This window comes from Ruegeria sp. AB7, from assembly GCF_056542625.1.
In genome coordinates this window covers 302,683-311,744 of the sequence record NZ_JBQGAC010000006.1, presented here as the reverse complement: position 1 = coordinate 311,744, position 9,062 = coordinate 302,683, and the positions used below count along the sequence as shown (strand labels likewise).

General features: G+C 54.1%; 7 protein-coding genes. 4 read left to right on the top strand and 3 right to left on the bottom strand.

The window, feature by feature from the left end:
• Window positions 1–408: 408 nt before the first annotated feature.
• The 3 genes from ACR0EN_RS16850 (at window position 409) to ACR0EN_RS16840 (ending at window position 3,999) form a co-directional block, all read left to right on the top strand.
• Window positions 409–1,398, top strand: a complete 990-nt coding sequence (locus tag ACR0EN_RS16850; protein ID WP_170818998.1) for an AraC family transcriptional regulator — start codon at window positions 409–411, stop codon at window positions 1,396–1,398.
• Window positions 1,399–1,522: 124 nt separating this feature from the next.
• Window positions 1,523–2,350 (top strand): oxidoreductase, encoded by an 828-nt coding sequence (locus ACR0EN_RS16845; protein ID WP_170818997.1) that lies wholly within the window; start codon window positions 1,523–1,525, stop codon window positions 2,348–2,350.
• A 47-nt stretch (window positions 2,351–2,397) separates the two neighbouring features.
• Window positions 2,398–3,999 carry an aldehyde dehydrogenase family protein gene (locus tag ACR0EN_RS16840; RefSeq protein ID WP_170818996.1) on the top strand — a complete coding sequence of 534 codons (1,602 nt, stop codon included), beginning with the start codon at window positions 2,398–2,400 and terminating at the stop codon, window positions 3,997–3,999.
• 273 nt (window positions 4,000–4,272) lie between these two features.
• Here ACR0EN_RS16840 and ACR0EN_RS16835 read toward each other — a convergent pair whose 3' ends face one another.
• Window positions 4,273–5,295 (bottom strand): permease, encoded by a 1,023-nt coding sequence (locus tag ACR0EN_RS16835; protein ID WP_170818995.1) that lies wholly within the window; start codon window positions 5,293–5,295, stop codon window positions 4,273–4,275.
• An 85-nt stretch (window positions 5,296–5,380) separates the two neighbouring features.
• Between ACR0EN_RS16835 and ACR0EN_RS16830 the strand changes: the two genes are divergently transcribed.
• Entirely contained in the window at window positions 5,381–6,238 is an 858-nt protein-coding gene (locus ACR0EN_RS16830) for a LysR family transcriptional regulator (protein ID WP_170734036.1), read from the top strand.
• A 469-nt stretch (window positions 6,239–6,707) separates the two neighbouring features.
• Here ACR0EN_RS16830 and ACR0EN_RS16825 read toward each other — a convergent pair whose 3' ends face one another.
• The gene (locus ACR0EN_RS16825; RefSeq protein ID WP_170516058.1) at window positions 6,708–7,379 is read right to left on the bottom strand and encodes a response regulator transcription factor; all 672 of its coding nucleotides are present in this window, start codon (window positions 7,377–7,379) and stop codon (window positions 6,708–6,710) included.
• 99 nt (window positions 7,380–7,478) lie between these two features.
• Window positions 7,479–9,062, bottom strand: coding sequence for a sensor histidine kinase (locus tag ACR0EN_RS16820; RefSeq protein ID WP_170818994.1), 1,584 nt, complete (start codon window positions 9,060–9,062; stop codon window positions 7,479–7,481).

The window sequence follows — 9,062 nt, the reverse complement described above, 5'->3', positions numbered from 1 at the left end:
AGCAAGTCCCATGGGTGAATGAACTCTCGGAAGGTCTGTCGCCAGATGATATTGCGACAGCGCAAAATGTTGTTGACCGTCTTAAATCACGCCTTGAAGAAGCCTCAATACGAGAGGTTCAGACCCCAAATCAGAGCTGACGCTTATCCAGAGTGCAGCATCGGTTATTCTGGGCTCGGAACCGACCTCTGAGGCAATCCAGCAATAAGTGTAACCAAAATGGTCAACGTCGGGTTCGAGAGGAACACGATGCTGGGGCTTCGCTGTTGCTCTATCATATTGCGCCAAAGGACCATCAGAACACGCCAAAGGGTTTCAAGCCTCTGGCGCGGTGGAAATCACATGCGAATATAGGATGCGCTAATACACTCGCTTCAGGAGGCGAAATCGCCAAACCGTCTTTACCCAATGGCCAAGTCTATTACACAGTTGGCCAAGTTGTTGAGAATCTCGCCCGAGAAGGTGTTTCTCCGAGCCGGGTTTCCACGTGATTTCCTGCGCAACGAGGGCAAGGGGGTCACGCCCGCGCAAGTTTTCGATCTGTGGCAAGCAGTTGAAGAAGAAGCCAAGCGCCCAGAATTGCCGCTCGTCTTGGGCAAACTCTTTGCTCATGCGCCATTCACGCCCGCGATATTCTCTTTCTCCTGCTCGCCCGATGTACGTACCGGGCTTCAACGACTGTCGGTGTTCAAACCGCTGATGGCGCCGATCACTCTGGACCTGTCCGAGGACGATGATTGCCTTCATGTTGCAATCGGTTCAGTCGATCCCACCATTCAAATCCCACCGCGAATGCTCTGGTTTGAAGCACTTTACCTGCTGGAGTGCGCCCGTTGCCACACTGCCGAGCATATCGTGCCAGCACACGTGAAGCTTCCAGTCATTGAACATCCGGGTGAGGAATTACTTTCGTATCTGGGACGCCACCCAACGCCTGGCGCAAGCATTTCCCTTCGTCGCGAAGACGCGGACCTGCCCCTGATCACTGAAAACGAGGAAGCCTGGCCGGAATTTGAAAAGCAACTTCGTCGCAAGATGGAGTCTTATGAAACAGACACGCCCATCGTGATGCGCGCCAAGCGGGCTCTACATGACATGTTGCCTTCCGGTGAGGCAAATATTGAGGCGATGTGCAAGAGGATGGCCATGTCCAAGCGCACGTTGCAACGCCAACTGAAGGAGCAAGGTGAGACCTTCAAAACTCTGCTGGAATCAACCCGTTTAGAACTGGCGATGCACTATCTGAGTGAGGAGGGGCTGAACGTCGAGGAAATCTCTTATTTGCTGGCATACCGCGAGCCGAACTCATTCTATCGCGCGTTCCAAGGCTGGACCGGCATGACCCCGGCCGAGGCGAGGGATATGTCGGAACTTAGTCCGCGCCCGCAACGAAAATGAACAGCCGCGCAATCGTACGCTCCAGTCTGCGTTTGTATCCGGAGATACCGAACGCATCGACTCGGGCCGAACGGTGCAACTGATCCGGGACAAGACAAGCTGTCCAAAACAATTGGAGTAAATAATGGCAAACACACAGCAAGTTGCGCTCGTTACCGGTGCATCGTCGGGCATGGGTAAAGTGATCGCTCAGCAACTGATCAAGGATGGATTGACTGTCGTCGTCGCAGCCCGACGGATGGAGCAAATGGACGATCTGAAATCGCTCGGCGCGCATCCTGTTGCCATGGATGTCTCGGATGAGGCCAGTCGCAAATCCGCTGTCGCTGAGATCACCAACAAGTTCGGGGGCGCGGATGTGATGGTGAACAATGCGGGTTTCGGACTTTATGGTGCGGTCGAAGACGTGCCGATCGAGGAAGCACGCTATCAGATGGACGTGAATCTGTTCGGTGCTGCCGCGTTGATACAGGAACTGCTTCCCTACATGCGCGAGAAACGTGCGGGCAAGATCATCAACATAACGTCGATGGGTGGCAAGATCTATACGCCCTTGGGTGCTTGGTATCATGCCTCGAAACACGCTCTCGAAGGTTTGTCTGACTGCCTGCGGCTTGAGCTGAAACAGTTTGGTATTGACGTGGTTGTGGTCCAACCCGGCATCATTCAGACCTCTTTCGGAAATGTTGTCGAAGGCCCGATGCTGAAGTTTTCGGGCAATACGGCCTATGGACCGATGGCCAAAACCGTCGCCAAGGCAACCGCCGAAAACTACAAGGATGGTGGCGGCTCGTCTCCACAAGTGATTGCAGATGTTGTGTCCCGGGCGGTGAAGGCCCGCAGACCCAAGACCCGCTACGCCGCCGGAAAATACGCAAGCTTGATGATGGGCGTCCGCAAATGGTTGGGCGACCGTGCTTTCGACCGCATGGTCATGTCGATCGCTCGCTGATCCTGCTTTCCCCAACTCGCTCCGACCGAACACTTAAGGACAATCAGATGAAAACCAACAACGCCATTACTCACTTGAACCCGCAGAAATGGGCCGACACCTCTCCCGCCGAGAGGTTAGCCCTACTGGAAGCTGTACGCGAAAACCTAAAGAAATTTGGCGGTGAACTCGCTGCCTCGGACACGGCCATGAAGAATGATCAGATGGGTGAAGAGATTTATACTGACCCGTTATCAATGATCGCCACGATTGTTCCGATGGCCAATACCGTTTCTGCTGCAATCGACGTTTATGAAGGCATCGTGCATGGAAAGATGCCGGAACCGATCAGCATCACCAAAGTTGGTAATGATCGCTATGACATTGCGGTCTTCCCAATCGACACCAAGGACAAGCTGATGAACGGCGACCGGAAGGATTTCATTCGGGTCAAGGGCGAACCGAAGCAAGTGAATCCGATGGACAAATCTGCCGGGATCACCGCCGTATTGGGCGCAGGGAACTATTCGTCGTCTTTGGAGATGCTCAAGGCAATCTTCTTCGACAACAAGGTCGTGGTGCACAAACCACACCACCTGAATGCCGATAGCGATAAGGTTTGGGAAAAGGTCATGGCCCCGCTGATCGATCATCAAGCCCTGGCTTTCGCTGATCACGACCAAGGCCGTGTGCTGACGACTGATACCAGGATCGACAAGATCTACTTCACGGGCGGTGCGGGTACCGCCAAAGCAATTCAAAGTGCCACCCAGGCCGAATTGATCTCCGAATGCGGAGGCAACAACCCGGTGATCATCGTGCCGGGCGACCGCCCTTGGACCGATAAGGAAATCGCTCATCAAGCACACCAGATCGTCACGATTAACAAGCTCAACGGTGGAGCTGTCTGCGGTCGGGTTCAAACATTGGTAACCTCGAAACACTGGGCCCAGCGGGATCAGTTCCTGGATGCCATTCGCAAGGCGATCGTCGAAGACACGCCCGCCGAGGGCACCTATTATCCGGGGGCTGGCGAGGTGAAAGACGGGTTCCTCAACGCCTATCCGCAAGCTGAGCAGCTGTCACCGGAGGGCGGTTTGTTCAAGGCGGCTGAAAACCTGCTGATCACCGGGATCGAAGTGGACAGTTATGGCACACGCAACGAGGCCTTCTGCCAGATCACAGGTGAGGTGCCGTTGGACGTGCCTGCCAACGCTACCGAATTCCTGCCCGCTGCAGTTGCCTTCTGCAATGAAAAGCTGCTTGGCACGTTGGGCAGCGCAATCCTGATCGACGAGGACACCAAGAAAACGCATCAGGCTGCTCTGGACCGAGCGATAACTGATATGGAATACGGCGCAATTGCCGTAAACGCCATGCCACCATTCATCTTCCTTTCACCCTGGTTGACATGGGGCGGCAACGAAGAAGGCAAGGAGTTCGTCTCGGGAGTCGGCAATTTCGGCAACGCCATGTGCTTCGAGAATGTCGAGAAATCGATCTTGACTGCTGGCTTCATGTCGCCTGGTCACATGATAAAAACCAACAAGGGCGCCTTTGACACGCTGGCTACGGAAATGGCCAATTATGCGGTTGAGCCATCCTGGCGAAACCTAACATGCCTGATGGGTGGTGCTATCATGGGTGGTTTCCGTCGGAAGGATTTCTGAGGCCAGTAACCCGGAGCCACGGTGCGTTGTACGTGATGACCCTAATACCATTTTGGCGGTAGGGTTTGAGGTTGTGGGCGTTTTTTCAAAATGCTGGATTGGGCGGTTTTGCGACTCTCGCGACCATTGGGGGCAGGCAGTTACCTTCTGATAGAGGCGTTTGATTATGTTAAGGACGACCTACCCCGGACGTTCAACTCGAGTTTTGAGATTTCCGTGTTGGCGGGTAGAATAGCCATTCTTTGACCGCGTGCATTTAATTGGCGTTGGCTCTTAGACGATCCACTCAAAGGCATACCCGGCTCCAATCGACCCGAAGACAGCAAGCAACAGATATAACATGAATGGCTTCAGTTTGAGCACCGGTGCGATGGCCATTGCACCCCAGATGCTGACTACGCCACCCGATACAAGGAAAGCCATCGCTGCGCCTTCGGACATGCCGTTGTCGATCAGCCCTCGCGTCAGTGGGAGTGCCGCGTACCCGTCGATATAGGCTGGGGCACCAATGAAGACAGCGGCGGGTATGGCCCACCATTTGTCTTCCCCGACATATACTGCTAGCGATCCGGGCGTCAGTGCCGTGTTCAGGGCGTACTCGGCTGCAAACGCCGGAATCAGGCAAATTAGGATAAGCCGACTGGTTGCCGAGAACTGTTTGCCAAAGGAACGTCGTCTCGCCTCGGACCTCCATACCCAAGGATCAAAGGGCTGACCTTCGCCGCATCGCGCAGCACTTAGTTGGCGAGCGAGATCATTATCGCGAAGCGCATTCATTGCCCAAGGCGCCCTGGAAAATAGCCCGGTAATCGCCCCCCCGAATACACCCAATCCGAAAGCTGCAAAGGTTTTGCCAATCGCAAAGCTCAGACCCAATGTTGCGGCGGTGGTCGCGAGCATCGCCGGGTCCGTTATCGGAGAGGACAGCCAGAATGCCATGATCGGTGCAAGCGGTACACCTGCAGCCAGCAACCCAGCCATTAACGGCAACACTGTAACACCGCAGACGGGCGTAACAGCTCCGATCAGCGACGCGGCCAACACCGATCGAAATGTCCTGCCCTCAAAGGCAGCAGCAATATGAGTGTCCGCGCTGCTGGCAATGATCCAGGCCGCAAGGATGATACCCGGAATGACGATTGGGGCGACGACAATCAAGCCCAAGACGACAAACTTTACAGCGTTTGCCGCGTGTTCCGGCCAAACAAGACAGACACCCGACAACAGCACCAGAGAAACGCCCCACATCAGATTTTTCCGGGTAGATGGTCGATGGGCAGCGGTTTGATCGGACATTACCTACTCCTTTGAACTTGAAAATTAGAGTGGCACGAGCCATCTTTGAAACGAATAGTTTCAATTTCAGATATTGGAAAAACAGATGGAGAATCTGGATAGCGATCTTTTGCGAACCTTCGTCGCCGTGGCTGAGGCTGGCAGTGTCACGGATGGTGCAGCTCGTATCCACCGGTCCCAATCTGCAACGAGCCTTCAGATCAAACGCCTGGAATCCATTCTGGGCCGCCCTGTTTTTGATCGGCATGGTCGCGGGGTTGTGTTGAGCGATGCGGGGCAGACGTTGCTGTTCGTTGCGAAAGACGTGACGGCCCGCCTCGACGCGGTACAGCGGGAGATTTCACACAATTCTGTGAGCGGAAAACTACGCTTGGGCATACCCGACGATCACGGGCGCGCCAAACTCGCGACGATTATTGCGGCGTTTACCAGTCATCATCCTAAAGTCGAACTGGAGGTCACCTGCGCCTTGAGCGCACATTTTCCTGATGCGCTCGACAAAGAGCTGTTGGACCTTGCGGTTTACGAGGTCGAAACTCCATCTGGTTTTGAGGAACTCCTTTATGAAGACCCGACTTGTTGGGTGTCTTCGGCACATCGGGATTTTTCAGCCGATGAAGTCCTACCAGTGGCCCTTTTCGATGAAGCGTGTTGGTGGCGCGACGCTGCAATCAGTTCGTTACAAGCACGCAGAAAGCCATACCGTATCGTCTATTCGAGCCAAAGCGTTTCTGGCGTGATTGCAGCGGTAGAGGCAGGGATCGCGGTTGGATTGTTGGGCCGGTCGTCGCTTCACATCGGGCTATCCGTGGTCAACGAGACATTGGGATTTGGTAGCACACCTGCCTCCAAACTTGTGATGACTTCAGGCAGACCGAAAGGGCATGGGCCGCAGGACGCAATGAAAGCTGCTATTCGAACGGCATTCTTGTCCAGAGCATGATGGGCCGTTCTAGCCCTTTTCCAACCTTCTTTGCATGAAGGATCAATGGCCGCTTGCAGGTGAATTGAAGCAATGGACGTTGGGCGCGATGATTAGCTGACCACTCAACCAAAGATCGCTTCACAAAATTCTCTATGCCATCACGTATGTCATCCAAATGAACGGTCTGCTGGCGGAAGATGGTGAGATCGGTCAATAAACGCTGCATCAGGTACTGATGCTGAACAGAGCTGTCACGGCAGCCTTTGGGGAGGGCAAGAAAGTATTAAGCAGCGCCAACGAAAGTAGTCTGACTCGCCACATGTCGCGCTTTCTTCTGGCGAGGCGGCGGTGGGTCCAATCGTGGGAGGGCAATGTCTTAACCTGTCTGAATGCCGGGAATGTCGGCTATGAACAAACGTGACCATCTTCTAGAATACTGAACTTGTCGCGGCCAACTAACCTACAGACTAAGTTCTCAGTGTGCTGGTCAACTCATCCTATACCCAACATTTCTAAGCGTAACGATCCGCTGACCCTCGCTTCCAATTTTGCGCCGTAGGCGACCAACGTAAACATCGACGACGTTGGTTAATGGATCTTCGTTCATGCCCCATACGGAGTTTAGGATGCGCTCTCGGGACAGAACCCGACCCACATTTGTTAGAAATAGTAGAAGAAGATCGCGTTCTTTTTTAGATAACTGAACCTCCTTGCCAGCCACGGTCACGTGAAGGGAGCGTCTGTCAAAGCTCAGGGTTCCGCATTTGATGACGGTGTCTCCGAGATCGCTGGCATAATTGTTGGCGCGCCGGTGCAGGGCTTCAATGCGCGCGATGAGTTCGTCGAAGTCAAACGGTTTCGGAAGATAGTCGTCAGCGCCAATTTTCAATCCTTCGACCCGTTCTTCGGGGCTGTCCAATGCGGTTAGCATCAGGATGGGGATTTTGGATTTACGGGCGCGCAACTTGCGGCAGACATCCTGCCCTTGAATTCCCGGCAGCATCAGATCCAAAAGGATGACATCGTATTCGCCTGTGGTCACGTGCTCTAGAGCTTCTTCCCCGCTTGAGGCATGATCGACGGTCCAGCCTTCTGCGGACAAACCACGACGGATGAAATCGGCAACGCGTACCTCGTCTTCCACAAGTAGAATATTCATGTCAGCCTCAATTCGCTCGGTGCTTCAATCCATCACAATGCCAAAAGGAGTATGGCCGCTTCGGTTCTGGAAACAGAAATTCAAATAAACAAAAAAACATCAGCCCATCTCTCGCCACGTATCTGATTGCACAACTTTCATCCGTGGCCCTTTGGGCAGTGTTAAGACAATTTTCAAACCACCGTTTCGACGGTCCTGAAGGTCAACGGTTCCACCATGGGCCTCGACAATTGATTTGACGACTGGAAGGCCAAGACCGCTGCCCTCGATTCCCTGACCCGAGGCGTTCGAACCCCTATAGAAGCGGTTGAATGCCTGGGACTTTTCTGCAGCGCTTAAACCGGACCCGTTGTCTTCGATTGTAATTGAGCAAGAGGCGAGGCCCTCTTCCAGCTTGGCCTCGATCGTAGGACCGCCATAGCGCCGGGCGTTTTGCAGCAATGCCAAAAGGGACTGGCGCAGGCGAACTTCGTCGACCGAAGCGACAACTTTGTCCTTGGGCGTTTCAACCTGAACCGGCTCAGGGAACATGGCGATGGCATCGTGCAATACCTTTCGCAAGTCGGTCTTCCTGCGATCAAGCCGAAGCTGACCCGCCTCGAACCTTGCCACCGTCAACATATCGTCGACGATCTGATTGGTGTGCTTGGCAGAATCCCGGATACGGGCCAGGGAATCTGAGACTTCTTCGGACAGCTTGTCAGATGTCCTTAATGTGACATCGGCCTCGCCAAGTATGATCGCCAGTGGCGTGCGCAATTCGTGGCTTATGTCGGCCATCAGCTGTTTGCGGTTTTCTTCCCCGGTCTCAAGTTTGTCGATGAGTTGCTGGAGCTCGGACGTTCTTGCCGCGACGGTTTGTTCAAGTTGTCTTTTTTGTTCCGCGCGGCCGGCTTCACGTGCGGCCAAACCTTCGGCCATGCTATTCAGAACGGTACCGAGTTCCCTGAACTCGCGACTGCCACCAAGCCTCACAGGTTCAGAGTAGTCGGCCCTGCGCAGATGGCCGATACCTTCGGCAAGTCGGATCAAAGGCTTCCTGATCTGACGATTGAATGACACGAGGGCCACCAGAAGCACTCCAATGGCAGCTGCCACAATCATGTAGACCAATCGTTTGTTCCATTCCCTGAAAACCGTGGCCTCTGTCAGAACGTCTTCGACTTCCTCGATCTCTTCATCAAGCGCGGATTTAATTTTTCGGTCAAGTTCGTCATCGATGTCTCCGTCCAGAAGGGCTGCCAGACGTTCGATGCGAACAAAGGTTTCAACCGGGCTGCCTTCTGCTGTGAGGCTGGCAATGGCTGCGTTCACGGATTCAATGTCGTCCTCAATCTGATCGAGCAGTTCTAGTTCTTCGATTTCCTCGTCGCCGACCATTTGGATTTCGCGCGCGATGACATTTCGAATGTCTTCAAGAGTTTTCGCGATTTTAACTTGCAGCTCTGCTTCCCGGGCACCGTCATCCCGATCCCCGATCAGAAGCGCGTCGCCATGTTGTTTGAACAGGCGGTAAAGGTCTGCCTCAAGCCGGAGATGGAGCCCATAAGATTCTTGAGCCAGCAATATCCGGGCGTCCCACCAACGGGTTTTTTCCAGACTGTAGAGGGTCAGTCCCGCAAGCCCGCACAGAAACCCGACGAGAACAGCGGCGTATACTCCAAACAGGGTGGATGAGCGCAT